This window comes from Pseudomonas sp. ASL7 (genome assembly GCF_056680375.1).
In genome coordinates, this window is the sequence record NZ_CM155279.1 from 4,971,121 (window position 1) to 4,995,772 (window position 24,652).

Consider the following 24,652-nt stretch of genomic DNA (forward strand, 5'->3'; position numbering starts at 1 on the left):
AGCAACGTTGTCTGACACACCGCTTTCGCGAGCAAGCTCGCTCCTGCAGGGTTATTTAGTGGGCCTGGCCATGCCAGGGCACGAGTTTGCGTTGCAGGGCGCGCAGGCCCATTTCCATGGCAAAGGCGATCAGTGCAATCACCAGAATCCCCAGCACCACCACATCGGTAACCAGGAACTGCGCGGCCGACTGCACCATGAAGCCCAAGCCGCTGGTGGCGGCGATCAGTTCGGCGGCCACCAGCGTCGACCAACCCACGCCCAGACCAATCCGCACGCCGGTCAAAATGTCCGGCAACGCGCTCGGCAAAATCACATGACGAATCAGTTGCGCCCGGGTTGCGCCCAGCGACTGCGCGGCGCGCAACTTGGCCGGGTCAACGGTGCGCACACCGGTGGCGGTGGCGATGGCGATCGGGGCGAAGATCGCGAGGTAGATCAGCAAGACTTTCGACAGCTCACCGATGCCGCACCAGATCACGATCAGCGGCAGATAGGCCAACGGTGGAATCGGCCGGTAGAACTCGATCAGCGGATCGAGAATGCCCCGCGCAATGCGGTTGTGACCGATGGCAATGCCGACCGGCACGGCGGTCAGCACCGCGAAACCCAGGCCCAGGCCGATGCGGCTGAGGCTCGCGCCCAAGTGCTGCCACAACGTCGAGTCCATGTAGCCCGTCGTGGCCAGCAACCAGCCTTTTTGCAGCACGGCGGACGGTGGCGGCAGGAACAGCGGTTCGATCATGCCGGTGGCGGTGACGGCCCACCAAATGACAATGAGCGCGACCAGCGTCAGCACGCTGATCCAGCGTGTGCTCAGACGGCGACGTACCGGACTCAACGTCGAGCCGGGTGTCACCGCCGCAACGGGAATTTCATAGCTGCTCATGCGCGCTCCTGCCGCTGGGCGGCGCTGCGTTGGGAGAACACTTTGGCGAGCACGTGTTCGCGGGTTTCGATAAAGCGCGGGTCGGATTTGATTGCCCGTGCTGACTCGCCGGCAGCATAACGCTGGCCGAAATCCAGGCTAAGACGTTCGACAATTTGCCCAGGGTTTGGCGCCAACAGAATCAAATCCGTGGCGAGGAACACGGCTTCTTCAATGTCGTGGGTAATCAGGAACACCGGTTTGGCGGTGCGCTGCCAGACTTGCAGCAGCAACTCCTGCATTTGTTCGCGGGTGAAGGCGTCGAGGGCGCCGAAGGGTTCGTCCATCAGCAATACGCGAGGGTCGGCAGCGAGCGCGCGGGCCAAACCAACGCGCTGCTTTTGGCCACCCGAGAGTTGCCAGATACGACGGTTTTCGAAACCCGAAAGGTCGACCAGCGCGAGCATTTCCCTGGCGCGAACTTCGCGTTTATCCCGGGAAACGCCCGCCAGTTCCAGACCAAAACCGACGTTGGCCAGCACGTCCTGCCAAGGCAGCAACGCATCATCCTGGAACACCACGCCGCGCTCGGCGCTCGGGCCTTTGACCGGCACACCGTCAAGGGTGATGCGCCCGGCGCTGGGTTCGACAAAACCGGCAATCAGGTTCAACAGCGACGTCTTGCCACTGCCGGACGGGCCGAGGGCGACCAGCAATTGCTGGGGCCCAAGGCTCAGGGAAATATCCGTCAGTACCGGTTCCGGGCTGCCGGGGTACTGTGCGCGGATGCGCTCCAGCAGTAGCAAAGCCATCGCAATGAACTCCCGATCAGTTAGTGATGAACTTGGCGCTGACGTACGGCGCATAGTCCGGCAGCACCGCCTCGACCTTGCCTTGTTCCTTGAGGAACGCCGCCGTATCGGTGATGGCTTTGGTGGTCGGTGCGCCGAGGGTGATGACCTGATCAGCCGCCAGTGGGTAGACGTTGCCTTGCAGCAGCAGTGGAATGTCGCTGGCCTTGGCACCCGAGAGCTTCACCAGTTTGTCGACGTTGGATTGATCGGCGAGCCAGGCTGTCGGGTCTTTGCGGTAGTCGGCATAGGCATCCAGGGTCACTTTGGCGAACGCGGTAACAATCTCTGGATGCTTCTCGGCGAAGTCTTTGCGCACGATCCAGGCATCGAAGGTTGGAGCGCCGAACTTGGCCAGTTCGCCAGAGGTGATCAGCACTTTGCCGTTTTCCTTGGCCACACCGAGGGCTGGGTCCCACACGTAAGTGGCGTCGATATCGCCGCGCTTCCACGCCGCGATGATCGCTGGCGGCGCGAGGTTGAGGACGGTGACTTTCGAGGGGTCGATGTTCCAGTGCTTCAGCGCGGCCAGCAGGCTGTAGTGACCGGTGGAGACGAATGGCACGGCGATTTTCTTGCCGATCAGATCTTGCGGTGTCTTGATCCCGGAACCGTCGCGGGCAACCAGTGCTTCGGCGGCGCCGATCTGGGTGGCGATCAGGAAGGTTTCAACCGGGACTTTGCGAGTGATTGCTGCCGTCAGAGGGCTGGACCCGAGGTAGCCGATCTGAACGTCGCCGGAGGCGATGGCGGCGATGATGTCGGCACCGTTATCAAATTTGCGCCAGTCGATTTTGGCGTGGGTGGCTTTTTCGTACGCGCCGTCGGCCTGGGCGACTTTCGCCGGGTCAACGGTGGTCTGGTAGGCGACGGTGACGTCGGTTGCCTGGGCAAAGAAACTCGCCGCAGCCAAAGAGGCGGCCGCCAGCAGGCGTAGGGGGAAGTGCAGTTTCATGGAAAAGCTCCTTGTCAGACGACCGAGTGTCGGCGTGAAAGGAGACTAAATGATCTAAGAAAGCTAAAATAAATAACTTTTTCGAATTAGCTTATGAGTGGACAACCCTAAAAGCGACCGCTTCGCGGTCATCGCGAGCAAGCTCGCTCCCACAGGGTTTAGCGGTGTTCACACAAATGTGGTCACGCCACGGACGAATGTGGGAGCGAGCTTGCTCGCGATAAGGTCCGAAGGACCTTCCGGGTCAGTTGCTAATGGCCAAAATACTGGCCTGATACGCCCCGACAAATACATCGAAATCGCCGACTTCGTTCTGCTCCAGCTCCACCTGAGCCGCCAGCGACGACCGCGCCAGTTCCTCAAACTTCGCCTGATCTTGAGTGGAAAGCGGCTCGCTACGGAAAAACTCCGCATGCGCGCGGCTCTGGCGCAGGGAGAATTGACTGAAGCTCTCCTTGTGCTCAGCCATCGACGCCAGCACCTGGGCCGAGGGCGTCAGGGCCGAATCCTTGACCTTGGCCAATTGCGCGTCCAGCGCTTTGCTGTGCGCATCGCCGCCATGGCTCTGATCGAGCAAAGCCGCCAATGGCGCAATCTTCTCCAGCAACTCGCCGGCCCACTCTTTCAGGTCGACCGGATGACCGTCGCGTTGCAGCTGCAAGCCCGGACGGCGACCTTCCTTGACCACGCTAAGGAAGTTCGAGGTGGCGTTGCCGCACGAGGTATTGGTCAGCAGCGGGCTGTCGTTCAGCGCGCAATACAGCAGGAATGCATCGAGGAATCGCGACTCTGGCAGGTCAATGCCCATCGGCAGGAACGGGTTGATGTCCAGGCAACGCACTTCGACGTACTGAATGCCCCGGGCCACCAGCGCCTGGATCGGCCGTTCGCCGGTGTAGGTCACGCGTTTGGGCCGGATGTTGGAGTAGTACTCGTTTTCGATCTGCAAAATGTTGGTGTTGAGCTGAACCCACTCACCGTCCTGATGCGTGCCGATTTCGACATACGGCGCATAGGGCGTGGCCACCGCTTTGCGCAGGCTGTCGGTGTAGCTGGAAAGGTCGTTGTAGCATGGCGTCAAACCGGCCTGGGCGTTGCTCTGGTAACCCAGATCACTCATGCGCAGGCTGGTGGCGTACGGCAGGTACAAGGTGTCCGGGTCCAGTTGTTCCAACTGGTGCGAACGACCGCGCAGAAAACCGGCGTCCAGCGCAGGGGAGGCGCCGAACAGGTACATCAGCAGCCAGCTGTAGCGACGGAAGTTACGGATCAGCGCGATGTAGGCCGCCGATTGATAGTCACGGTCGGTACCGACAAAACCTTCAGACGCCTTGAGCAACGGCCAGAGCTTTTCCGGCAGGGAAAAGTTGTAGTGAATCCCGGCGATGCACTGCATGGTCTTGCCATAACGCAGGGCCAGGCCCTTGCGGTAGACGTACTTGAGCTGACCGATGTTGGAGGTGCCGTAATAGGCAATCGGAATGTCTTCCTCGGCCGGCAACGGGCACGGCATCGACGGACTCCACAGGAACTCGTTGCCGAGCTTGCTGTAGGCAAAACGGTGAATCTTGTCCAGGCTCGCCAGCGTATCCGCAGGGTCTGGCAGGGCTGGGGTAATGAACTCCAGCAGCGACTCGGAATAGTCGGTGGTGATTTGTTCGTTGGTCAGCGCGGAGCCCAATTCTTCCGGGTGCGGCGTTTGCGCCAGGCGACCTTCGTCGGTCACGCGCAGGCATTCACGTTCGATGCCGTGAAGGCACTGTTCGAGCAGAGAGAGGTTAGCGCGCTCGCCGAGCAAAGCCAGGCGGCGGTTGAGAAGTTCGCTCAAGTTGGATTCCTTCACGCGTCAGTCGCCCCAATATGGGGGTGGGCAAGACGGTCTACAAGGGTGAAGTTAAAACTGGCGTTGTCGCCTGGTTTTCGGACCGCACAAACCTTCCCCTGTAGGAGCGAGCTTGCTCGCGATGAGGGTTCAGTCAACACAAGTACCGATTGACACTGCACCATCGCGAGCAAGCTCGCTCCTACAAAGTGCATTGCGCTGAAATTAACTCAAATTGATGACAGGGAGCTATAGGACAGCGAACGTGCCTTGTGCTTTTGCGACGAGTTTGTCGCCTTGCATCACGTCGGCTTCGACCACCAGCGTGCGGCGGCCCGGGTGGATCACCCGCGCCGTGCACATCACTTCGCCACCTTCAACCGCGCGAATGTAGTTGATCTTGCACTCGATGGTCGCGCTCTGCTGGTCAAAGCCGTGGGTGCTGGAACAGGCCAGCCCCATGGCAATGTCCACCAGACTGAACAAGGCCCCGCCGTGCAACTTGCCGCCGCGATTGCGCAATTGAGGCTCAAGTGCCAGGGCGACTTGCGCCACCCCGGTTTCCAGGCTGTGCAAACGACAGCCCAGCAGCTTGAAAAAAGCGCTTTGGGTCAGCCCGGCAGGAATGTCCATCAGCGTTTCTTCAACTGCTTGGCGTTGGCGAACAACGACGCCATGGCGTTATTGGATGGAGCCGCCGCCGTGGTTTCCTTGCGCGGTGCACTGCCCTGGGATTGGCGTGGCGCCGAACCCGGGCGGGCGCCGCGAGCGCCGTCGATTTTCTCGCCCGGGGTGTCGCTCATGCGCATCGACAGGCCCACGCGTTTGCGCGGAATGTCGACTTCCATGACCTTCACCTTCACCACGTCACCGGCCTTCACCGCTTCACGCGGGTCCTTGATGAACTTCTCCGAAAGCGCAGAGATGTGCACCAAACCGTCCTGATGCACGCCGATGTCGACGAACGCACCGAAGTTGGTCACGTTGGTCACGACGCCTTCGAGGATCATGCCCAGTTGCAGGTCCTTGAGGTCTTCGACGCCTTCCTGGAACTCGGCGGTCTTGAACTCGGGACGCGGGTCCCGGCCAGGCTTTTCCAGTTCTTGCAGGATGTCGGTGACGGTCGGCAAGCCGAAGGTTTCGTCGGTGTACTTCTTCGGATCGAGGCGCTTGAGGAAGCTGGCGTCACCGATCAGCGAGCGGATATCACGGTCGGTTTCAGCGGCAATGCGCTGCACCAGCGGATAGGCTTCCGGGTGAACCGCCGACGAATCCAGCGGGTTGTCGCCGTTCATGACGCGCAGGAAGCCAGCGGCCTGTTCGAAGGTTTTTTCACCCAGGCGTGCGACTTTCTTCAACGCGGCGCGAGTCTTGAACGCGCCGTGCTCGTCGCGGTGGCTGACGATGTTCTGCGCCAGGGTGGCGTTGAGGCCAGAGATACGGGCCAGCAGCGCCACCGAAGCGGTGTTCACGTCCACGCCCACGGCGTTCACGCAGTCCTCGACCACGGCGTCCAGGCCGCGCGCCAGTTTCAGCTGCGACACGTCGTGCTGGTACTGGCCGACGCCGATGGATTTCGGGTCGATCTTCACCAGTTCGGCCAGTGGATCCTGCAAGCGACGGGCAATCGACACCGCGCCACGGATCGACACGTCGAGGTCCGGGAATTCCTTGGACGCCAATTCCGACGCCGAGTAAACCGATGCGCCGGCCTCGGAGACCATGACTTTGGTCATTTTCATCGCTGGATATTTTTTGATCAGCTCAGCGGCCAGCTTGTCGGTTTCACGGCTGGCGGTGCCGTTGCCGATGGCGATCAGGTCCACCGCATGCTTGGCGCACAGGGCCGCGAGAATCGCGATGGTCTGGTCCCACTTGTTGTGCGGCACGTGCGGATACACCGTGGCGTGATCCAGCAGCTTGCCCGTGGAATCGACCACGGCCACCTTGCAACCGGTGCGCAGGCCCGGGTCGAGGCCCAGCGTGGCGCGCGGGCCGGCTGGCGCCGACAACAGCAAATCGTGCAGGTTGTGAGCGAAGACGTTGATGGCTTCGGTTTCTGCGCCATCGCGCAGCTCGCCGAGCAAGTCGGTTTCGAGGTGGGTGTAGAGCTTGACCTTCCAGGTCCAGCGCACCACTTCGCCCAGCCATTTATCGGCGGCGCGGTTTTGGTTCTGGATGCCGAATTGTTGACCGATCATGCCTTCGCACGGGTGCATGGTGCCCGGCAGTTCGTCACCGACCTTCAGCGCCGAACTCAGAATACCTTCGTTGCGGCCACGGAAAATCGCCAGCGCGCGGTGCGACGGCATGCTTTTCAGTGGTTCGTCGTGTTCGAAATAGTCGCGGAATTTGGAGCCTTCCTCTTCCTTGCCGGCGATCACGCGGGCACTGAGGGTGGCTTCCTGCTTCAAATAACTGCGCAGTTTATCCAGCAGGCCAGCGTCTTCGGCGAAGCGCTCCATCAGGATGTACTTGGCGCCTTCGAGGGCGGCCTTCACATCGGCCACGCCTTTTTCGGCGTTGACGAAGCGCGCGGCTTCGGCGTCTGGTGTCAGGCTCGGGTCGTTGAACAGACCGTCGGCCAACTCGCCGAGGCCGGCTTCCAGGGCGATCTGGCCCTTGGTGCGGCGCTTCTGTTTGTACGGCAGGTACAAGTCTTCGAGGCGGGTCTTGGTGTCGGCGAGCTTGATGTCACGCTCAAGTTGCGGGGTCAGCTTGCCTTGTTCCTGGATGCTGGCAAGGATGCTGATGCGCCGTTCGTCGAGTTCTCGCAGGTAGCGCAGACGCTCTTCCAGGTGACGCAACTGGATGTCATCGAGGCTGCCGGTCACTTCTTTCCGGTAACGGGCGATGAAGGGAACGGTAGAGCCTTCATCGAGTAGCGCGACGGCCGCTTCGACCTGTTGTGGGCGTACACCGAGTTCCTCGGCAATGCGGCTGTTGATGCTGTCCATAAAACCACCTGACAAATTGTGAAAGCAGGCTCGCAGGCGCAGAGTTGAAGGCTCGGCGAGTCTGGTTGAGCGGCCTGGCCTGCGCCGCTACCTGGGTCAACAGGCATACCGTTGACCCGTGAAATCGAACAATTACTGCCAGCACCCTGAAAATAAAAAAGTGGCTGCCGGTCGCAATGATCAGACGTTGCCTGACACAAAAGGCCGGGCATTATAACCAGCGTTCTGTCATTCGGGGGCATCGCTGGCCGTAGGCACAATGCCCGGATTTCTGGCAGTGAAGGAAAAATCTGCTAACAATGCACACGGTGCGTATAACGGCAGCTACGCCATAATGCGCGCCGAGCTAAAAGGAGCATCTAATGAGCAGCACTGCAAACATTGCTGAAGGCGAAAAAATTCTTATCGTTGACGACGACCCGGGGCTCAGCAGCCTGCTGGAACGCTTTTTCGTCAGCAAGGGCTACCGTGCCCGCGCCGTGCCGAACACTGAGCAAATGGACCGCCTGCTGGCGCGTGAAGTGTTCAACCTGGTCGTCCTCGACCTGATGCTGCCTGGCGAAGACGGCCTGACCGCCTGCCGCCGACTGCGTGGCGCGAACAACCAGATTCCGATCATCATGCTCACCGCCAAGGGCGACGAGCTGAGCCGTATCAAGGGCCTTGAACTGGGCGCCGACGATTATCTGGCCAAGCCGTTCAACCCGGACGAGCTGATGGCGCGTGTCAAAGCGGTCCTGCGCCGTCAATCAACGCCTGTGCCGGGTGCACCGGGCAGCGAAGACGAAAGCGTGACCTTCGGTGACTATGTTCTGTCCCTCGCGACCCGTGAGCTCAAGCGTGGCGACGAAGTGCACATGCTCACCACCGGTGAGTTCGCCGTGCTCAAGGCGTTGGTGATGAATGCGCGTCAGCCATTGACCCGCGACAAACTGATGAACCTGGCCCGTGGTCGCGAGTGGGATGCACTGGAACGCTCAATCGACGTGCAGATTTCTCGTCTGCGCCGGATGATCGAACCCGATCCTTCCAAGCCGCGCTACATCCAGACCGTTTGGGGCGTGGGTTACGTGTTCGTTCCGGATGGCGCCGCCACCAAGTGATCGGCGATTTGTAGGAGCGGGTCTCGCGGATTATGTTGGCCGCAGACTCGCAATCCGCAATATGCGAGCATCGCTCGCTCCTGCAAGTGTGTAACGGTTATTCATGAAAACCCCCGTTTGGTTCCCCCAGAGTTTCTTCTCCCGCACCCTATGGCTGGTGCTGATCGTCGTTCTGTTCTCCAAGGCGCTGACCCTGGTTTATCTGTTGATGAACGAAGACGTGCTGGTGGACCGCCAATACAGCCACGGCGTCGCCCTGACGCTGCGCGCCTATTGGGCTGCCGATGAAGAAAACCGCGAGAAAATCGCCAATGCCGCAACGCTGATCCGTGTGGTGGGCACCGGTGTGCCAGAAGGCGAACAACATTGGCCTTACAGCGAGATCTACCAGCGGCAAATGCAGGCGGAGCTGGGTGCCGATACCGAAGTGCGATTACGCATGCATTCGCCGCCCGCGCTGTGGGTTCGGGCGCCAAGCCTGGGCGATGGCTGGCTGAAAGTGCCGCTGTATCCGCATCCTTTGCGCGGTCAGAAAATCTGGAACGTGCTGGGTTGGTTTCTCGCCATCGGTTTGCTGTCCACCGCCTCGGCCTGGATCTTTGTCCGCCAGCTCAACCAACCCTTGAAACGTCTGGTGTATGCCGCCAGGCAACTTGGCCAGGGCCGTAGCGTGCGGCTGCCGATCAGTGATACACCGAGTGAGATGACCGAGGTCTACCGCTCCTTCAACCAGATGGCCGAGGATGTCGAACAGGCGGGTCGCGAGCGCGAGTTGATGTTGGCCGGCGTGTCCCATGACCTGCGCACGCCGTTGACCCGTTTGCGGCTGTCACTGGAGCTGATGGGCGATCACAACGACCTGACGGACGACATGGTGCGCGACATCGAAGACATGGACGCGATTCTCGATCAGTTCCTGGCGTTCATCCGCGACGGTCGCGACGAATCGGTGGAAGAAGTCGACCTGAGCGACCTGGTGCGCGAAGTCGCGGCGCCGTACAACCAGAACGAAGAGAAAGTGCGCCTGCGCCTGGAACCGATCCAGCCGTTCCCGTTGCGTCGGGTGTCAATGAAGCGATTGCTGAACAACCTGATCGGCAACGCCTTGCATCATGCTGGCACCGGCGTCGAGGTCGCGGCCTATGTGTCTGGGGATACCAGTGCGCCGTACGTGGTGCTGAGTGTCATGGACCGTGGGGCCGGGATCGACTCGTCAGAACTTGAGGCGATCTTCAACCCGTTCACCCGGGGCGACCGTGCCCGGGGTGGGAAGGGGACCGGTCTGGGGTTGGCGATCGTGAAGCGAATTGCTTCGATGCATGGTGGGAATGTTGAGTTGCGCAATCGGGAGGGTGGCGGGCTGGAAGCGCGTGTGCGGCTGCCGTTGGGGTTGATGCTGCCTCGGGATGCGGTTTAAAAAGCTAATAACTTTATTGCGGCGGACGGCCCCTTCGCGAGCAGGCTCGCTCCCACAGTTGACCGTAAGTGGACATAAAATTTGTGTCCGACTCGATCAATGTGGGAGCGAGCCTGCTCGCGAAGGCGGCCTCCCTGCCGCCGCAAAGGATCGGGTTAACCCTTGCCCTTGGTCCGCGTCATATTCGGCCCGCCATTCTTTTCCAGATGCTCAATGATGATCCCCGCCACGTTCTTGCCCGTGGTGGTTTCAATCCCTTCCAGACCCGGCGACGAATTCACTTCCATCACCAGCGGCCCGTGATTGGAGCGCAGGATATCCACGCCCGCCACGGCCAACCCCATCACTTTCGCCGCGCGCAACGCTGTCATGCGCTCTTCCGGCGTGATCTTGATCAGGCTGGCGCTGCCACCCCGATGCAGATTGGAGCGAAATTCTCCAGGTTTGGCCTGGCGTTTCATCGCTGCAATCACCTTGTCGCCGACCACAAAGCAGCGAATATCCGCACCGCCGGCTTCCTTGATGTACTCCTGAACCATGATGTTTTGCTTGAGGCCCATAAACGCCTCGATCACCGATTCCGCCGCCGTTGCGGTTTCACACAGCACCACGCCAATGCCCTGGGTGCCTTCCAGCACCTTAATCACCAAAGGGGCGCCGTTGACCATGTCAATCAGGTCGGGAATATCGTCCGGGGAGTGCGCAAATCCGGTGACCGGCAAACCGATCCCTCGGCGCGACAACAATTGCAGCGAACGCAGTTTGTCCCGCGAACGGGCAATGGCCACCGATTCGTTGAGCGGAAAAACCCCCATCATTTCGAACTGACGCAACACCGCGCAGCCATAAAACGTCACCGATGCACCGATCCGCGGGATCACCGCATCGAAACCCTCCAGCGGTTTGCCGCGGTAGTGAATCTGCGGTTTGTGGCTGGCGATGTTCATGTAGGCGCGCAGGGTGTCGATCACCACCATTTCATGGCCACGTTCGGTACCGGCCTCGACCAGACGACGAGTGGAATACAGACGCGGGTTCCGCGACAGCACAGCGATCTTCATGCAACACCTGTGGAGGAGGTAGATACCGGGAACACCGGCTTGTCTTGTACATACTTAATCCCCGGATTGACCACCAGCTGGCCGTCGATCAGGGCTTTGGAACCGAGTAACAGGCGATAACGCATGGACTTGCGGCAGGCGAGCGTGAACTCGACCCGCCAGACCCGATCACCGAGGGCCAGGGTGGTGCTGACCACGTAGCGCATCTGCGCATGGCCGTTGGAGCTTTTGATGGTTTTCATCGTTACCAGCGGCGCTTCGCAGCGCCGGTGACGCAGTTGCACGACCGTGCCCAGGTGCGCGGTGAAGCGCACCCACTGTTCCCCTTCGCGCTCGAATGGCTCGATGTCGGTGGCGTGGAGGCTGGAGGTACTTGCACCGGTGTCGATTTTTGCCCGCAGGCCAGCGACTCCCAAATCCGGAAGCGCCACCCACTCGCGCAGACCGATAACGGTCAAATGGTCAAATGTCTTCAAAAGGTACTCAACCGGTAGAAACCGCTGTGGCCGCACGCGGCCGATTTCGCGGTATTCACGCAGAATAATGATTAAAAGGCGACAGATATCTACGGCCCGGATGTTCAGCTTCTCAGGGAGGTGCTGGAATGCACGCATTGTAGTCTGAGCCGGCGTAATTCATGGCACGACAGAAACGGTAGTACAGTTCATCAATATTTCAGAATGAGGAAATCCCATGGCACAAAAAAGCGAAGAGGACGACAAGGTCCGTCTCGATAAGTGGTTGTGGGCTGCGCGTTTTTATAAAACACGTGCCTTGGCCAAGACCGCGATAGAAAGCGGCAAAGTGCATTGTCGCGGCGAGCGCTGCAAACCGGGCAAGGAACCGCGTGTTGGCGACGAGTTTCAGATTCGCACCGGTTTTGAGGAGCGCACGGTGGTAGTCCAGGCGTTGTCGATTGTGCGTCGTGGTGCGCCGGAGGCTCAGGCGCTGTACGCCGAAACCGAGGCCAGCATCGCCAAGCGTGAAGCGGCTGCGCAAATGCGCAAGGCCGGCGCGCTCGGTGTGACCACCGATGGCAAGCCGAGCAAGAAGCAGCGACGGGATTTGTTCAAGTTTCGCGGAAGCAGCAACGACGAGTGAGTCGGTTGATTCTGTGTCGCCTGGGCTGATGCCTTCGCGAGCAGGCTCGCTCCCACATTAGATCTCGGTCACCTGTGGGAGCGAGCCTGCTCGCGATCGAGTGCGCAGCACTCGCCCGGCATCCCCCCGGACTTGTAATCGCCCAACATTGGAACCATATGGGGTAACCGGCCCAGCGCTGCGTGCACTCGATGAAAAAACCATTCGTCGCAAATCACACACAGTTTCCAGCCTGTAGGCCATAACCAGAATGCCAGCAGTGCCCACGGCATGACGTCGCGTAAGGCGCGACACCGGTTCAACCTTGCTTGGATCGACGCGCAATTGTTCATAAAATGCCCGTCATGGCGGACTACGTGCTGCAAAACGGCATGGTTAAGGCGCAACAACCAGTTTTTGTAACCACTCTTGTCATTACCTCAGATACCCAGACCTATGACCGATCTAACGGATACCGACTACACCCAACGCTTCATCTTCGATGACAGCGACACCCGCGGCGAGCTGGTTGCGTTGGAGCGTAGCTACGCCGAAGTCCTCGCCAAACACCCGTATCCGGAGCCGGTTGCACAACTGCTCGGTGAACTGATGGCGGCGGCGTCGTTGCTGGTCGGCACTTTGAAGTTCGATGGATTGCTGATTCTCCAGGCCCGCTCCGACGGTCCGGTGCCGCTGCTGATGATCGAGTGCTCAAGCGAGCGCGAAATTCGTGGCCTGGCCCGTTACGAAGCGGATCGGATCGCTCCCGATGCGACCCTGGCCGACCTGATGCCAAACGGCGTGCTGGCACTGACCGTCGACCCGACTCAGGGGCAGCGTTATCAGGGCATCGTCGACCTTGATGGCGAAACCCTGTCGGAGTGCTTCACCAATTACTTCGTCATGTCCCAGCAAGTGGGCACGCGGTTCTGGCTGTACGCCGATGGTCGCCGCGCCCGTGGGTTGTTGCTGCAGCAACTGCCGGCTGACCGCCTGAAAGACGAAGAAGAGCGCGCCGCCAGCTGGCAGCACATCACCGCGCTGGGCGGCACCCTGACCGCCGATGAATTGCTCGGTCTGGACAACGAAACCGTGCTCCATCGCCTCTACCATGAAGAGCAGGTTCGACTGTTCGATGTTCAGAAGTTGCGCTTCCATTGCAGCTGCTCGCGCGAACGTTCTGCCAATGCACTGGTCAGCCTGGGTCTGGAAGATGCGCAGTCGCTGGTCATCGAACACGGTGGCAACATCGAGATCGACTGCCAGTTCTGCAACCAGCGCTACCTGTTTGACGCCGCCGATATCACTCAATTGTTCGCCGGTGCGGGCGTCGAGACGCCGTCAGATACCCGCCACTAAAACGGTTCAGCGCAGGTAAATTCACTGGTTAGTGCCGCAATAACGCCGTTACGACGGGAGGGCCCTACTATTTTTGGGCGTTTCTGGCATAATCCGGCCCACTTTTTGTCGCGGTAGTAGTGCACGACTTTCTACTACAAAACGTTTGGAGCACACTCGGCCACTGGCCGACGGGGAATCTCATGACGCAAGCCAATAACGCCGTGTACACCGATCTGAGTGTCGATGAGCTGGTTAAAGAAGCCTTGAATCGCGGTGAAGGCGAGCTTGCCGATACCGGCGCGCTGGTTGTTCGCACCGGTCACCGTACCGGCCGCTCGCCAGTCGATCGTTTCATCGTTGAAGAGCCGACCACTCAGGCAGCCATTGCCTGGGGCCCGATCAACCGCAAGTTCCCGGCCGACAAATTCGACGCCCTGTGGGACCGCGTTGAGGCGTTCAACAACGCGCAAGAGCATTTCGTTTCTCATGTGCATGTAGGTGCGTCGGACGATCACTACCTGGCTGTGAAGATGACCACCCAGACTGCCTGGCAGAACCTGTTCGGTCGTTGCCTGTTCATCAACCCGCAAAAGTACAACCCCGCTGGCCGTGATGAGTGGCAAGTGCTCAACGTTGCCAACTTCGAATGCGTTCCAGAACGTGACGGCACCAACTCCGACGGTTGCGTGATCCTCAACTTCGCACAGAAGAAAGTGCTGATCGCCGGCATGCGTTACGCCGGTGAAATGAAGAAAGCCATGTTCTCGGTGCAGAACTTCCTGCTGCCGGCTGCCGATGTGCTGCCGATGCACTGCGCCGCCAACATCGGCGAAGCGGGCGATGTGACCCTGTTCTTCGGTCTGTCCGGCACCGGCAAGACCACCCTGTCCGCCGACGAAAGCCGTTACCTGATCGGTGACGACGAACACGGCTGGGGCGAAGGCGTTGTCTTCAACATCGAAGGCGGCTGCTATGCCAAGTGCATCGATCTGTCCGAGAAAAACGAGCCAGTCATCTGGAAAGCCATCAAGCACGGCGCAGTCCTGGAAAACGTCGTTATCGATGAAGCCAAGCACGCCGACTACGCCGATGTCAGCCTGACCCAGAACAGCCGCGCCGCCTACCCGCTGGAGCACGTTGCCAAGCGTTCCGAGAAAAACCTCGGTGGCGAGCCAAACGCTGTGATCTTCCTGACCTGCGACCTGACCGGCGTCCTGCCGCCAGTGTCGATCCTCAGTGAAGAACAAGCGGCCTACCACTTCCTGTCCGGCTACACCGCACTGGTGGGCTCGACCGAAATGGGTTCTGGCAGCGGCATCAAGTCGACCTTCTCCACCTGCTTCGGCGCACCGTTCTTCCCGCGTCCGGCTGGTGAATACGCAGAACTGCTGATCAAGCGCATCCGCGGCTTCGGCTCCAAGGTCTACCTGGTCAACACCGGCTGGACCGGCGGCGGCTACGGCGTCGGCAAACGCTTCAACATCCCGACCACTCGCGGCGTCATCGCAGCGATCCAGAGCGGCGCGTTGATCGGTGCTGAAACCGAACACCTCGACACCATCAACCTCGACGTGCCATTGGCCGTACCGGGCGTTGAGACTGGCCTGTTGAACCCACGTAATACCTGGGCTGACAAGGCTGCTTACGATGAGGCTGCTAAAGCACTGGCCGGGTTGTTCGTTGAGAACTTCAAGAAGTTCGAAGTGAGCGACGCGATCAAGGCGGCTGGGCCGAAGTTGTAAGACTTGGTTTAGCGAATGAAAAAGCCGCCCTTAGGGGCGGCTTTTTTGTGGGCGCAGGTAATGCCAAGGTCAATTGCCGGAGAGTCGAAACGCTGGCGCCATATTGTTTTGCTCACGCTTCGATAACCCCAGCGCGCCGGCCAGTGTTGGCCATTGCCTGATTACCTCTTGGAAACTCTCAATAATTTCTTCCGCATCTATGCGACTGACTCGGAAGTACTCAGCCACTTCTCGAGCGAGCTCGAGATCCAGTGCGTTGTCAGCGTCTGTGATGTTGAGTTTCAATCCGTCGGCGTGTGCGACGGGATTCATGTCGTAGGCATCAGACAGGCGCCATCCCCGGCCGGGGTCAAGGATAAAACCATGGTTGCGCAGGTGGTCGTCGGTATTGGAGACCAGGATGTTGAACACGATGCGAGACCACAACTCGCGAAGATCTGCGTTGGCTTCCGAGCCTTGTTCCATCAGTACTTCTGCTAACTCAAGGTAGCTGGCGCCGACAGATGCGTCGTCACCGTCAACGCGGTCGGTCATGGTCATTGCTGAAGCAAAATGCAGTCGGCCACCCTGTTCGGTACGGTCAAAACGCTTGACCATGAAGCAGTGATGATCGCTTGCGAAGCGGCGTGCAGTTCCGGTCGCGACACGCAAGCCACAATGATTGGCTAAGGCGTTGACCACCATTTCCCAGCCACCGACGTCATAGTCATCGCGTGTGCTCGGAAATTTGGCTATCCACAAATGGCCACGTTCGTCAGCGACGCTGGCCTTGGGTCTGGCGCCGCCCAGTGAGCCGCCGGGTGCTATCAGCATTCTCAGCCACTCGCGTCCATCGGGAGACGTGTTGTCCGGATCGCTTTCCAAAGCACGGCTTGCCTCCTCTAATGCACGCAGCTCGACGAAAGGAGGTGCCGCCACACCATTACGGTCATCCAGAAAGTTGCCTTCATCATTGAGCCTGTAGCGGATTGCCCCAACCCGATAGAGATCATGAACACCTAGAAGGAAGTCCGACTCGTAAAGCTTGGAGCCATTGGGAGCCAGCCCGTCACGAATGTCTCGTTCCAGGCGTCGCTTCATGAGCAATTGGCCCCATCGGTCGGGGCTTGAGTCGGCAAAAACACCAAACCGGGTTTGATGTTGACCGGGGAACTGTCGGCCTTCAAAGAGCCCGATGCGCGGATCCAGCGATGTGAAGTTCAATTCGGGATCGGCCAGTGCGGCGGCATCGTACTCAAACTCGAACACGTTGCTGGAGCGAGCCTTTCTGGCATGGAGGAACCCAAGACGTCTTGGGCCGTTCAAGGATTCCCAATCGGCATACACCGCGATCAGCGTCATTTTTTACCCGTCGTAGGCTTAGGCTTTTTCTTGGTTAATAAATTGGATAAAGATTGAGTATTCAAAGGGAAATCAACAGCAAGGTCGGGACTTTCGAATGCACCCGTCTCCCTGTCGCGGATGGGTGACGCTACCTTCAAGGGAGTCACGCTACGTACGCGCTGGCGTTTACTGGTTGTGCGGGTTGCTCCTGGGATTAATTGAGCATCTTGCAGTTGGCGCCCCAGCTCATCCACCGCAGCTAGCTTGCTCAAGTCTTTCTCCAGCCCCAGCACCTGCATCACTGACAAATAGGCGCCCATCGTCACACCTGACCCGCCTGACTCTAGAGAGCGCAGCGTTGTCAGAGACATGCCAGCCCTCTCGGCGACTTGCTTGGCTGTCAGTTTTCGGCGCAGCCGCGCGAGTTTCAGTCGCTCGCCAAACTCGGAAAGTAGCTTGGTCGCTGCGGGCAGGAGTGGCGCCGTTTTTTTAGCCATGTGCCATTATTCCTTCACTATTCAAGTGTAACTGCCAGAATAATAGCACTTATACGTTGATATGCCGGAGTACCTCAATGGGGTGCGAATTCGGCCAGGTCTATTCTGCGGCTCCAGGTTTACGCGGTATGAGTGGGATTTGACAGGCTGTGACAACTGCCATTATTCCAGCTTAAATCGCGCTAAACGGCCAGAATAATGGCACTTATGTGTTCGGCCTATTGCCTTCCAATGCTTGGGGGTCCCACCGTTGAGCCTTGATCGCCTTGTAGAGCATGCCAATAGTCAGTGGGGTTTTCTCGCCACGTCCCTTCGTTCGGCGCTTGAGAAACACGTCAAAGTCTTCAGGTTGGAAGTAGCGATAGGCGTCGTAGTCCACGAAGTCGATCCCGAACTGTTCTTCAAGCACTTCCATGAGATGTCGTGCATCAGCACCGTCACAGCCCAGGTCAAAGTTGATCGAGGTGGTGAGGCTGATGGTTTTGCGTTTGGGCAGGCCGAGTTCTTCGTGCAGCAGCTGCATGAGCAGGTGCATGGCGTGGTCGTCGGGGAAGTTGGGGGCGAGGTTCATAGTGTGTTGTCCGTACTTGGCTTGATTCAGACCGGTAGCCTTTTGAATTTCCTTGGCTTGCAACGTATCAATATGGAATTCGCGGGAAGGCTCACGCTCGCCCCGCACGATCTCGTTCATCTGGTGCACGCTCTCCATCAGCTCATCAAAAAATTTGCTCATGGTTATCTCCAGTGTTCGAAGGCGGCTTTTAACGCTTTGCGTTTATCGGCGATCAAGTCTGGTTGTAACGGGTGTTTGATCGTTCTCACGCAGAACGTGGGAACGATCTGTTCACTCGACCTCAGGCTGGGGCTTTCCAGTCCAACATGCGTTGTTGGGCGACTTTTAGCAGGTCGCAGCCATCCTGGGTCAGGAGGTAGAGCGCGTGGGTGATGTGGGGGATGTCTTCGAGATCGCCTTGTTCGAAGCTTTGGCAATGCAGGGTTCGGAGCAGTTCGCTGGAGGCTCGGATGCGCTGGAGGGCGGCTTCGAGGATGTCTTGCGGGTTGGCCTCTGTGTCGATGATCAGGGGCGGGGAATCGGTGAGGTTGGTTTGGAGTGGGCGGTAGCGGCTTGGAAACGGATTTAACGTTGGCATATGAATTACTCGGTTTGTTGTTAAGTAACCGCCAGCACCGTGACCAAACGATGGGAGGCGGACTGTGCGCAGGCTTGGTCAACCGAGAACAACAACCCGGCTCGCCCGAGGGCGTCCCGCACACAGCCGCCATAGCAATGCACTACGAGGACATAGATGTCCGCGGCGCGAATGATGGCACACATGTGTGCGTTGTTCTCAGGTGACCAAACCTGATCGCTGATTTTGCAGCGATGGGGAGACAGTATCGTTCGCGCTTAGCTGGCGATAGGCGACAAGGCATTTTCTTTTGTAGGACCGTGCCGAAGCTTTGATAGGGCGTTGCTGACAGACTTATCGTTTACGCAATTGCGCTCGTTTAAGTGCCATCAGGCGTTTGGCTTCTTGATCTGGAATGCCTGGATGAGGGGCGTCGAGGCTAGCTTGTACCTGTGCTTTAAACCAAGCGTCGCAGGCTAATGCCTGTCAGTTAGAAATCTCAGGCGCAACACGCTTCCTGTAGCAGCTGGCGAAGCCTGCGTTCGGCGGCGAAGCCGTCGTAAAACCTGTGCATGAGGTGTTTCTGATGCACCGCGTCGGCTGATTTCACGACGGCTTCGCCGCCGAACGCAGGCTTCGCCAGCTGCTACAGATCGCATTACCGCTTAACTGATCGGCATTAGCGTCGTAGGCTGCTTTTTCTGTAGATGATTGGGTTTCGGGCATTTTGGCTTTCATCAGGTTCACCGCGTTATCGTTCTTCGCGAGCAGGCTCGCTCCCACAGTGGATTGTGGTGGGGGATTAGTTGGTGGTGGGTTTCGGTAGGCGTTGCCGGGCGATTTCGAGGAGTTCGTTGCCGTCCTGGGTCAGCAGGTAGAGCGCGTTGACGATGTTGGGGATGTCGCTGGCGTCGGCTTGTTTGAAGCACAGGCAGTAAAGCGTTTCGAGCAGGTCGCTGGCGGCGCGGATGCGTTGTCGGGCGGCGTCGAGGATTTCGTGAGGGTCTGCTTCGGTGTCGATGACCAATACCGGGGTGTCGCTGTAGCTGGTTTTGAGTGGGCGATAGCGGTCTTGCATCTAGGTCAGTCCTTTGGGAAGTCGGGCAATCTCGCCTGGCAGGCCGACACACTGTTTTGGCCGCGCCGAAAACTATAGAAGGGCAGGAGGCCGAGCGGCAATACGGCTGCAATGGACGGGGTTCGTAGGGGATTTACCGGGCTTTGAGGAAGGGGCCTACGCATTTTCCAGGGTTTTGCCAGCGAAACCGCTGTAGGTGAAGTTTCCTACGGGGTGGTCAGGCGTTGCGCAGCAAATCTCGGTATGGAGTGCGCCAGAAGTTGTAGGGCATTTCGAAAATGCTGGGTTAAGCAATTAAGGGGAATTAGGTCTGCAGTGGGCGATGCGGGTGCGGGTGGCGGTGTTGGTGTCGTGAGTCGGGTTACTGTGGTGATTTGGCTGGCCTCATCGCGAGCAGGCTCGCTCCCACAAGGGTATATGCATCACCACAAATCCACTGTGGGAGCGAGCCTGCTCGCGAAAGCAATTTATCAGTCACCCCATCGCTCAGCCTTACCGTGCCCTCGTTCTATCCGCTGTATCATCCCGTATCGTTTTTGCCCCGGACCTTTTCTCGACTCGCTGCGATCACCGGCTAGGCTTTGGGCTTCGCAGCGGTCAACGGAGTGACAGCTTATGCACAACACCCTGGAACAGGTTTTCGGTTATCCACAGTTTCGGCCCGGCCAGGAAGCGGCGATCAGCGCGGTGTTGGCCGGGCGCTCGGCGGCGGCGATTTTCCCCACGGGTTCGGGCAAGTCCCTTTGTTATCAATTATCGGCCTTGTTGCTGCCGCACCTGACGCTGGTGGTCTCGCCGCTGTTGGCGTTGATGCAGGATCAGTTGGCATTTCTGCAGCGCCACGGCATTGCAGCGGGCAGTATCGATTCGGCCCAGAGCCGCGATGACGCCAGCGAGGTGATGGCTCGCGCCAAGTCCGGCGAATTGAAAATTTTGATGATTTCCGTGGAGCGGCTGAAGAACGAGCGTTTCCGCAATTTCTTGCAGCAGGTGCCGATCTCGTTGCTGGTGGTGGACGAGGCGCACTGCATCTCGGAGTGGGGCCATAACTTCCGCCCCGACTACCTCAAGCTCCCCGACTACCAGCGCCAGTTCAACATCCCTCAGGCGCTGCTGCTGACCGCCACCGCAACGCCCAAAGTGATCGCCGACATGGAGGCCAAGTTTGCCATCGCCCCCGAAGACGTCGTGACCACCGGTTTCTACCGGCCGAACCTGCACTTGCTGGTGGAGCCGGTACGCGGTCAGGATAAACGCCGACGCCTTGTCGAATGGATGAGCCAACGTCCCAACCAGCCCAGCATCGTCTACGTCACCCTGCAGAAAACCGCCGAGCACATCGCTGAGCATCTGGCCCGCAACGGCATCCAGGCCGAGGCCTATCACGCCGGCCTGCCCCACGAACAACGCGAAGCGATCCAGAAGCGGTTCATGGGTGGGCAGTCCAATTGCATCGTCGCCACCATCGCGTTCGGCATGGGCATCGACAAGAGCGACATCCGCAACGTGGTGCATTTCGACCTGCCCAAATCCATCGAAAACTACAGCCAGGAAATCGGCCGTGCCGGACGTGACGGGCAACCGTCGGACTGCCTGGTCCTGGCCAACCGCGACAGCCTCAATGTGCTGGAAAACTTCGTCTACGGCGACACGCCGGAACTGGACGGCATCCGCTACGTGCTCGACGAGCTCAAAGCTGCCGCAGCCGAAGGGCAGTGGGAGTTTATGCTGGGGCCACTGGCGGAACAGAGCAACATCCGTCAGCTACCGCTCAAGACGCTGCTGGTGCAGTTGGAACTGCGCGGAATCATCGCGCCGCGTTACGCCTATTACGCTGAATACCGCTTTAAGTATGTACAGGAGCCGGAAGTGTTGTTGGCCCGTTTCGAAGGTGAGCGCAGGGATTTCGTCGCGGCGATCATCCAGACCTCTAGTCGCGCGCGAACCTGGGCCACGGTGAATTTCGACGCGCTGTACGAGCAACACCAGGCCGAGCGCGATCGAGTGGTCAAGGCACTGGATTATTTTCAGGAGAAGGGCTGGGTCGAGCTGGAAAGCAAGCAGATGACCGAGGTCTACAGCCTGCTGCAAACGGACGTCGACAGTCAGGCGCTGAGTGCAGAACTGCATGCCTGTTTCACTCAGCATGAGCGCACGGAGATCGCCCGGATTCACGCCATGCTGAACCTATTCGCCACTGACCGCTGCCTGGGTTATCGCCTGGCCGAGTATTTCGGCGATGAAAACGCGCCGCAGCAATGCGGGCATTGTTCGGTGTGTCACGGGGCAGTGGCGACACTGCCCGCGCCACCTGTGTTGCCGGCGCTTGTGGATAAAAACTTCGAAGCGTTGTGCGGTGATTTTATCCACAGGCACGAACAACACACCGGCGATGTTCCTTCGACTGAGCGCGTGACGCGATTCCTGTGCGGGATCAGCGTGCCGCTGTTTACCAAGCTCAAGGCGCGGTCGATCCCGGGGTTTGCGGTGCTGGAGGATTATCCGTATGGCGACGTCCGGGCGTGGGCTGAAACGCATCTGTCAGGCTGAACCGTGCCCCCTGTGTAGGAGCGAGCTTGCTCGCGAAAGAGTGTCAGCTGCAGAGATGTCGACTGACACACCATCGCGAGCAAGCTCGCTCCTACAGGGGTTTTCAGTGTTTTCGAGGTGCATCCATCCGCTGAATGTTGCTCATCACTGGAATAAATTTCAAAAATGCGCGGTGGCTGACTATGGTGAGGGCTGTCTTTGGATCGCCAACAAGAGAACAACATGAGCCAGACACCGTTCAACATTCAGCGCGCTGCCGTCATCGGCGCGGGCACCATGGGCCGCGGCATTGTCATGTGCCTGGTCAACGCCGGGGTGCCGGTGCAATGGGTCGATAACAATCCGCAGATGCTTGAGCAGGCTCTCGCTGCCGTGGCTGAGACCTATGCCCACAACGTGCGTCAGGGGCGTATCGATCAGGCTGAGGCAGACGCTCGCATTGCACGGGTCACGATGGCTGCCGATTATGCGGCGATCCGTGAGGTTGATCTGGTGATCGAAGCGGTTTATGAAAACCTCAAGCTCAAGCAGAAAATCTTCCGCGAACTGGATGGGCTGCTCAAACCCGAAGCGATTCTGGCCAGCAATACCTCGGCGCTGGACATCGACGCCATTGCCGCGGCGACTCGCCGCCCGCGCCAGGTGCTGGGCCTGCACTTCTTCAGCCCGGCGCACATCATGAAACTGCTGGAAATCGTTCGCGGCGCTCAAACTGCCCCGGCGGTGCTCGATGCGGCCCTGGCGCTGGGTAAGCGCATGGGCAAGGTCAGCGTGGTGGCGGGCAACTGCGACGGTTTCATCGGTAACCGCATGCTCAATACCTACGTGCTCGAAGCGCGCAAGATGCTACTCGAGGGCGCATACCCCTACCAGGTGGATGCGGCGCTGCAAGGTTTCGGTTTCGCCATGGGGCCGTTCCGCATGTTCGACGTGGTCGGCATCGACCTGCAATGGCGCGCTCGGGAACTGGCAGGCAAAGGTCAGGATGCGCCCGAGGTTCAAGTGGATAACCGACTGTGCGAACGGGGGCGTTTTGGCCAGAAGAGTGGCAACGGCTATTACCACTATGAGCCGGGCAGTCGTCAGGCTGAGCACGACGTAGAAGTGGATGCGCTGGTATTGGAAGTCAGCGAAGGGTTGGGTTTCCAGCGTCGTGAGATCGGGCCGGAGGAGATTCTGGAGCGCTGCTTGCTGGCGTTGGTCAACGAAGGGGCGAAGATCCTTCAGGAAGGGATTGCCGGGTCTGCGCATGACATCGATTTGGTGTACCTCAACGGTTACGGCTTCCCGGCGGACAAGGGTGGGCCGATGGCCTGGGCGGATCAGCAAGGCTTGGGGGATGTTCATCAGCGGTTGATGCTGCTGGAGACGCATCAAGGCGATCACTGGAAGCCGGCGCGCTTGATTGGCGAATTGGCGGCAGTGGGTAAAGGGTTTGCCGACAAGTGATTCGGTGCCTGTGTTGGCCTCTTCGCGAGCAGGCTCGCTCCCACAATTGATCTTCAGTGAACGCAGATCTTGTGTACGACTGAGATCCTGTGGGAGCGAGCCTGCTCGCGATGAGTACGACGCGGTTTTCGCCTTAGACTGGCAATCCAACTCCAGGAATCGACACTGATGTCCGACCCGATGCCCCAACGCACCCATTACCTCCACTTCCAGCCCATCACCACCCGCTGGCACGACAACGACGTCTACGGTCACGTCAATAACGTCACCTACTACAGCTTTTTCGACACGGCGGTGAACACCTACCTGATCGACGTCGGCGGGCTGGATATTCATGACGGTGACGTCGTGGGCTTTGTGGTGAGTTCGGCCTGTGACTACTTTGCATCCATCGCTTTCCCGGATCGTATAGAGATTGGTCTGCGGGTGGGCAAGTTGGGCAACAGTTCGGTGCAATACGAACTGGCGGTGTTCAAGCAAGGGGAAGACGAAGCCTGTGCGGCGGGGCGTTTTGTGCATGTGTTTGTGGATCGGGCGACGAATCAGCCGGTGGCGATTCCTGCCGGATTACGCGGGGCGCTGGAGCGGCTGGTGGTTTGACGGGCAAAAAAAATCGCAGCCCTTGGGCTGCGATTTTTAACTGACCGGCAAACGAGGCGATTCAACCCTCAGTCGTGATAGTACCGGTGATGCTTGTGATGACCATAGGCATGGCCGCGGCCGCGGTGGTCGTCGTCATGGTAGTAGCGATGATCACCATGGCCGTGACGACCATCACCGTCGCCGCCGCCATTGCTTTGGTTACCCATGTAGTTACCCAGCGCGCCACCGGCGCCGCCACCTGCTGCGGCGCCGATGAGGCTACCGCTGGTGCCGCCCATGCTGCGGCCGACCACGTTACCGCCCGCTGCGCCCAATGCACCGCCAATGGCGGCTTCGCCACGGCTGTGTTTGTTTGCGCCGACTGCACTACCACCCGCGCCGCCCAGGGCTGCGCCGATGGTGGAACCTGTATTGCCGCCCAGTGACTGACCGACGACCGAGCCCAAAACCCCGCCCAATGCGCCGCCCACACCTGCTTCAGCGGTGCCGCCGGCAGAAGCGATGCCACTAGCCAGGCTAAGGGACAACAAGAGAATCGAGGAGAACTTCATAGAGGAACCTCAAGGGGATGACGGCGCGATCCTGAGGCTGTGTCATAGTTGTGACAATCGAAATCCGACGAGTAACACGACCTCAGCACATTTCTATAAGTTATTGTTTTTTAGGCGGAACTTAAGCGAATTTAGCCGGTCTTTAGCTACTTCGGACAGGCCGTTTTTGCGAAAAAACGGCCTTTTTTGTGGGCGATTGGAACGTAATCGCAAGGTTCGGATACATGTATTGCCAGATCCCACGTCATCGCGAGCAAGCTCGCTCCCACAGAGG

Annotated in this window: 22 protein-coding genes and 1 pseudogene; 8 read left to right on the forward strand and 15 right to left on the reverse strand. The window is 59.1% G+C overall.

Features of this window, described 5'->3' with window-relative positions; all coding sequences use genetic code 11:
• Positions 1-55: 55 nt before the first annotated feature.
• From tauC to AC1MDT_RS23105, 6 genes are all read right to left on the reverse strand, one after another.
• The gene (gene tauC / locus AC1MDT_RS23080; RefSeq protein WP_480419101.1) at positions 56-889 is read right to left on the reverse strand and encodes a taurine ABC transporter permease TauC; all 834 of its coding nucleotides are present in this window, start codon (positions 887-889) and stop codon (positions 56-58) included.
• Entirely contained in the window at positions 886-1,680 is a 795-nt protein-coding gene (gene tauB / locus AC1MDT_RS23085) for a taurine ABC transporter ATP-binding subunit (protein ID WP_480419102.1), read from the reverse strand. Before tauB ends, tauC begins: the two co-directional genes overlap by 4 nt.
• 16 nt (positions 1,681-1,696) lie before the next feature.
• Positions 1,697-2,674 (reverse strand): taurine ABC transporter substrate-binding protein, encoded by a 978-nt coding sequence (tauA, locus tag AC1MDT_RS23090; RefSeq protein ID WP_480419103.1) that lies wholly within the window; start codon positions 2,672-2,674, stop codon positions 1,697-1,699.
• A 244-nt stretch (positions 2,675-2,918) separates the two neighbouring features.
• Positions 2,919-4,502, reverse strand: coding sequence for a glutamate--cysteine ligase (gene gshA / locus AC1MDT_RS23095; RefSeq protein ID WP_480419104.1), 1,584 nt, complete (start codon positions 4,500-4,502; stop codon positions 2,919-2,921).
• 243 nt (positions 4,503-4,745) lie between these two features.
• Positions 4,746-5,129 (reverse strand): PaaI family thioesterase, encoded by a 384-nt coding sequence (locus AC1MDT_RS23100; RefSeq protein ID WP_201115401.1) that lies wholly within the window; start codon positions 5,127-5,129, stop codon positions 4,746-4,748.
• On the reverse strand, positions 5,129-7,453 hold the full coding sequence (locus AC1MDT_RS23105; protein WP_480419105.1) for a Tex family protein: 2,325 nt from the start codon (positions 7,451-7,453) through the stop codon (positions 5,129-5,131). Before AC1MDT_RS23105 ends, AC1MDT_RS23100 begins: the two co-directional genes overlap by 1 nt.
• A gap of 362 nt (positions 7,454-7,815) precedes the next feature.
• On the opposite strand from AC1MDT_RS23105, the gene ompR reads away from it, so the two are divergent.
• Together ompR and AC1MDT_RS23115 are read left to right on the forward strand one after the other, a co-directional pair.
• Positions 7,816-8,556, forward strand: a complete 741-nt coding sequence (ompR, locus tag AC1MDT_RS23110) for an osmolarity response regulator transcription factor OmpR (RefSeq protein ID WP_201115399.1) — start codon at positions 7,816-7,818, stop codon at positions 8,554-8,556.
• A gap of 103 nt (positions 8,557-8,659) precedes the next feature.
• The gene (locus AC1MDT_RS23115) at positions 8,660-9,973 is read left to right on the forward strand and encodes an ATP-binding protein (RefSeq protein ID WP_480419106.1); all 1,314 of its coding nucleotides are present in this window, start codon (positions 8,660-8,662) and stop codon (positions 9,971-9,973) included.
• Positions 9,974-10,128: 155 nt separating this feature from the next.
• Here AC1MDT_RS23115 and rimK read toward each other — a convergent pair whose 3' ends face one another.
• A complete protein-coding gene (gene rimK / locus AC1MDT_RS23120) occupies positions 10,129-11,034 on the reverse strand; it encodes a 30S ribosomal protein S6--L-glutamate ligase (RefSeq protein ID WP_007949201.1) in 906 nt (301 codons plus the stop codon).
• Entirely contained in the window at positions 11,031-11,510 is a 480-nt protein-coding gene (gene rimB, locus AC1MDT_RS23125; RefSeq protein ID WP_480419107.1) for a retropepsin-like aspartic endopeptidase RimB, read from the reverse strand. Before rimB ends, rimK begins: the two co-directional genes overlap by 4 nt.
• Positions 11,511-11,727: 217 nt before the next feature.
• On the opposite strand from rimB, the gene AC1MDT_RS23130 reads away from it, so the two are divergent.
• The 3 genes from AC1MDT_RS23130 (at position 11,728) to AC1MDT_RS23140 (ending at position 15,197) form a co-directional block, all read left to right on the forward strand.
• Positions 11,728-12,135, forward strand: a complete 408-nt coding sequence (locus AC1MDT_RS23130) for an RNA-binding S4 domain-containing protein (RefSeq protein WP_480419108.1) — start codon at positions 11,728-11,730, stop codon at positions 12,133-12,135.
• A gap of 435 nt (positions 12,136-12,570) precedes the next feature.
• Entirely contained in the window at positions 12,571-13,473 is a 903-nt protein-coding gene (hslO, locus tag AC1MDT_RS23135) for an Hsp33 family molecular chaperone HslO (protein ID WP_480419109.1), read from the forward strand.
• A gap of 182 nt (positions 13,474-13,655) precedes the next feature.
• Positions 13,656-15,197 carry a phosphoenolpyruvate carboxykinase gene (locus tag AC1MDT_RS23140; RefSeq protein ID WP_480419110.1) on the forward strand — a complete coding sequence of 514 codons (1,542 nt, stop codon included), beginning with the start codon at positions 13,656-13,658 and terminating at the stop codon, positions 15,195-15,197.
• Positions 15,198-15,266: 69 nt separating this feature from the next.
• Here AC1MDT_RS23140 and AC1MDT_RS23145 read toward each other — a convergent pair whose 3' ends face one another.
• The 6 genes and pseudogenes from AC1MDT_RS23145 to AC1MDT_RS23170 all read right to left on the reverse strand — a co-directional run bounded on the left by AC1MDT_RS23145 (position 15,267) and on the right by AC1MDT_RS23170 (position 19,225).
• The gene (locus AC1MDT_RS23145) at positions 15,267-16,538 is read right to left on the reverse strand and encodes a type II toxin-antitoxin system HipA family toxin (RefSeq protein WP_480419111.1); all 1,272 of its coding nucleotides are present in this window, start codon (positions 16,536-16,538) and stop codon (positions 15,267-15,269) included.
• Positions 16,535-17,017 carry a helix-turn-helix domain-containing protein gene (locus tag AC1MDT_RS23150; protein ID WP_480419112.1) on the reverse strand — a complete coding sequence of 161 codons (483 nt, stop codon included), beginning with the start codon at positions 17,015-17,017 and terminating at the stop codon, positions 16,535-16,537. The genes AC1MDT_RS23145 and AC1MDT_RS23150 overlap by 4 nt, the downstream gene beginning before the upstream one ends.
• A 205-nt stretch (positions 17,018-17,222) precedes the next feature.
• A complete protein-coding gene (locus AC1MDT_RS23155; RefSeq protein ID WP_480422855.1) occupies positions 17,223-17,588 on the reverse strand; it encodes a DUF1493 family protein in 366 nt (121 codons plus the stop codon).
• A 283-nt stretch (positions 17,589-17,871) separates the two neighbouring features.
• A complete protein-coding gene (locus tag AC1MDT_RS23160; RefSeq protein WP_480419113.1) occupies positions 17,872-18,168 on the reverse strand; it encodes a hypothetical protein in 297 nt (98 codons plus the stop codon).
• Positions 18,169-18,501: 333 nt separating this feature from the next.
• A pseudogene (locus AC1MDT_RS23165) lies at positions 18,502-18,621 on the reverse strand (antitoxin PaaA2 family protein); the annotation flags it as partial.
• Between the two features lie 328 nt (positions 18,622-18,949).
• On the reverse strand, positions 18,950-19,225 hold the full coding sequence (locus AC1MDT_RS23170) for a hypothetical protein (RefSeq protein ID WP_480419114.1): 276 nt from the start codon (positions 19,223-19,225) through the stop codon (positions 18,950-18,952).
• Between the two features lie 615 nt (positions 19,226-19,840).
• Here AC1MDT_RS23170 and AC1MDT_RS23175 point away from each other — a divergent pair.
• The 3 genes from AC1MDT_RS23175 to AC1MDT_RS23185 all read left to right on the forward strand — a co-directional run bounded on the left by AC1MDT_RS23175 (position 19,841) and on the right by AC1MDT_RS23185 (position 23,824).
• Entirely contained in the window at positions 19,841-21,775 is a 1,935-nt protein-coding gene (locus AC1MDT_RS23175) for a RecQ family ATP-dependent DNA helicase (RefSeq protein WP_480419115.1), read from the forward strand.
• A 222-nt stretch (positions 21,776-21,997) separates the two neighbouring features.
• The gene (locus tag AC1MDT_RS23180) at positions 21,998-23,224 is read left to right on the forward strand and encodes a 3-hydroxyacyl-CoA dehydrogenase (protein WP_480419116.1); all 1,227 of its coding nucleotides are present in this window, start codon (positions 21,998-22,000) and stop codon (positions 23,222-23,224) included.
• A 168-nt stretch (positions 23,225-23,392) separates the two neighbouring features.
• Entirely contained in the window at positions 23,393-23,824 is a 432-nt protein-coding gene (locus AC1MDT_RS23185) for an acyl-CoA thioesterase (RefSeq protein WP_480419117.1), read from the forward strand.
• A gap of 68 nt (positions 23,825-23,892) precedes the next feature.
• Here AC1MDT_RS23185 and AC1MDT_RS23190 read toward each other — a convergent pair whose 3' ends face one another.
• Positions 23,893-24,378 carry a glycine zipper domain-containing protein gene (locus AC1MDT_RS23190; RefSeq protein ID WP_480419118.1) on the reverse strand — a complete coding sequence of 162 codons (486 nt, stop codon included), beginning with the start codon at positions 24,376-24,378 and terminating at the stop codon, positions 23,893-23,895.
• Positions 24,379-24,652: the final 274 nt, after the last annotated feature.

Coding starts and splice junctions, on each gene's coding strand:
- tauC (WP_480419101.1), bottom strand. CDS start 889: ATGAGCAGCTATGAAATTCCCGTTGCGGCGGTGACACCCGGCTCGACG.
- tauB (WP_480419102.1), bottom strand. CDS start 1,680: ATGGCTTTGCTACTGCTGGAGCGCATCCGCGCACAGTACCCCGGCAGC.
- tauA (WP_480419103.1), bottom strand. CDS start 2,674: ATGAAACTGCACTTCCCCCTACGCCTGCTGGCGGCCGCCTCTTTGGCT.
- AC1MDT_RS23100 (WP_201115401.1), bottom strand. CDS start 5,129: ATGGACATTCCTGCCGGGCTGACCCAAAGCGCTTTTTTCAAGCTGCTG.
- AC1MDT_RS23105 (WP_480419105.1), bottom strand. CDS start 7,453: ATGGACAGCATCAACAGCCGCATTGCCGAGGAACTCGGTGTACGCCCA.
- ompR (WP_201115399.1), top strand. CDS start 7,816: ATGAGCAGCACTGCAAACATTGCTGAAGGCGAAAAAATTCTTATCGTT.
- AC1MDT_RS23115 (WP_480419106.1), top strand. CDS start 8,660: ATGAAAACCCCCGTTTGGTTCCCCCAGAGTTTCTTCTCCCGCACCCTA.
- rimK (WP_007949201.1), bottom strand. CDS start 11,034: ATGAAGATCGCTGTGCTGTCGCGGAACCCGCGTCTGTATTCCACTCGT.
- AC1MDT_RS23130 (WP_480419108.1), top strand. CDS start 11,728: ATGGCACAAAAAAGCGAAGAGGACGACAAGGTCCGTCTCGATAAGTGG.
- hslO (WP_480419109.1), top strand. CDS start 12,571: ATGACCGATCTAACGGATACCGACTACACCCAACGCTTCATCTTCGAT.
- AC1MDT_RS23140 (WP_480419110.1), top strand. CDS start 13,656: ATGACGCAAGCCAATAACGCCGTGTACACCGATCTGAGTGTCGATGAG.
- AC1MDT_RS23145 (WP_480419111.1), bottom strand. CDS start 16,538: ATGACGCTGATCGCGGTGTATGCCGATTGGGAATCCTTGAACGGCCCA.
- AC1MDT_RS23150 (WP_480419112.1), bottom strand. CDS start 17,017: ATGGCTAAAAAAACGGCGCCACTCCTGCCCGCAGCGACCAAGCTACTT.
- AC1MDT_RS23155 (WP_480422855.1), bottom strand. CDS start 17,588: ATGAACCTCGCCCCCAACTTCCCCGACGACCACGCCATGCACCTGCTC.
- AC1MDT_RS23160 (WP_480419113.1), bottom strand. CDS start 18,168: ATGCCAACGTTAAATCCGTTTCCAAGCCGCTACCGCCCACTCCAAACC.
- AC1MDT_RS23170 (WP_480419114.1), bottom strand. CDS start 19,225: ATGCAAGACCGCTATCGCCCACTCAAAACCAGCTACAGCGACACCCCG.
- AC1MDT_RS23175 (WP_480419115.1), top strand. CDS start 19,841: ATGCACAACACCCTGGAACAGGTTTTCGGTTATCCACAGTTTCGGCCC.
- AC1MDT_RS23180 (WP_480419116.1), top strand. CDS start 21,998: ATGAGCCAGACACCGTTCAACATTCAGCGCGCTGCCGTCATCGGCGCG.
- AC1MDT_RS23185 (WP_480419117.1), top strand. CDS start 23,393: ATGTCCGACCCGATGCCCCAACGCACCCATTACCTCCACTTCCAGCCC.
- AC1MDT_RS23190 (WP_480419118.1), bottom strand. CDS start 24,378: ATGAAGTTCTCCTCGATTCTCTTGTTGTCCCTTAGCCTGGCTAGTGGC.